The organism is Chromohalobacter sp. 296-RDG (assembly GCF_029889885.1).
In the GTDB taxonomy this organism is placed as follows: domain Bacteria; phylum Pseudomonadota; class Gammaproteobacteria; order Pseudomonadales; family Halomonadaceae; genus Chromohalobacter.
The window spans coordinates 1-944 of record NZ_JARANY010000263.1 but is presented as its reverse complement, the minus strand read 5'-3'; the positions used below and the strand labels follow the sequence as shown (position 1 = coordinate 944).

Genomic DNA, 944 nt, shown 5'->3' with positions numbered 1-944 from the left:
GGTCTTGGAGGCCTGGGTGATCGCCGCGAGCTGATCCTCGTAGATCATCTGGGAATCGTGCAACAAACGCCCGATCAGAGTCGACTTGCCGTCATCGACGCTCCCGCAGGTGATGAAGCGGAGCAGGTCTTTGCGCTCGTGCTCTCTCAAATACGCTTCGATGTTTTCCGAGATCATCGGTGAGGCGTGTGACATGGTCTAATTCCCCATTTGTGAAGAGCACGAGCGCTACGAGCCACGCGCTTCGGGCTACGAGCAGGCCGTGCTCTCTTCATGTTCAGTTATGACAGCCGAGAGCTGTTGGATAGTGATTTAAGCAAGGAACCAAGCATTCGCGACAGAGCCATCGCTTCACTACGCCACTGCTGACCTATCTCGTCAGGAATGTAGCCAACTTCGATGCCTATCAAAGCTTGCGTCGCGAACTCCCCACAAGAGCCTTTGGCGATAGAAACGAAACGGAACTTCTCACGTTCGGTAAAGCGCTCGAAGCCTTCGGCAATATTGCTGGGAATGGACAGTGCGGAGCGCGTGATCTGGTCTTTAAAGCCAAAATCTCGGAGACCACGGAGCTCCCGATAAACATCGACACTCAGGCGTTTGCTACGCTGCCAAACTTCCATTTGTTCATGTCGCATGTAAGTTCCTTGTTAGCTTTTTAGCTCGTAGCCCGCAGCCCGCAGCCCGAAGCTCGTAGCTCGTTACCCGTAGCTCGTAGCCCGAAGCTCGTAGCTCGTAGCTCGTAGCTCGTAGCCCGTAGCTCGTTGCCCGTAGCCCGCCGCCCGGCGCGTTAGAAGTACCCTTCGCGTTTTTTACGCTCCATGCTGCCGGCTTGGTCTTTGTCGATGGCGCGGCCGGAGCGTTCGCTGGTCTTGGTCAGCAGCATTTCCTGGATGATTTCGGGCAGCGTGGTGGCGTGCGATTCCACGGCGCCGGTGAGCGGG

General features: G+C 56.5%; 2 protein-coding genes and 1 pseudogene. All 3 read right to left on the bottom strand.

Annotated features, from left to right (window positions below; translation table 11 throughout):
* A partial coding sequence (locus OP495_RS18405; RefSeq protein ID WP_280571219.1) for a GTP-binding protein occupies positions 1–195 on the bottom strand: 195 nt, incomplete at its 3' end.
* Positions 196–281: 86 nt separating this feature from the next.
* Positions 282–638 (bottom strand): four helix bundle protein, encoded by a 357-nt coding sequence (locus OP495_RS18400; protein ID WP_280571217.1) that lies wholly within the window; start codon positions 636–638, stop codon positions 282–284.
* Positions 639–790: 152 nt separating this feature from the next.
* A pseudogene (locus OP495_RS18395) lies at positions 791–944 on the bottom strand (sulfate adenylyltransferase small subunit); the annotation flags it as partial.

Bases quoted from the DNA above. Each gene is read 5' to 3' on its own strand.
- OP495_RS18400 (WP_280571217.1), bottom strand. From the start codon at position 638: ATGCGACATGAACAAATGGAAGTTTGGCAGCGTAGCAAACGCCTGAGT.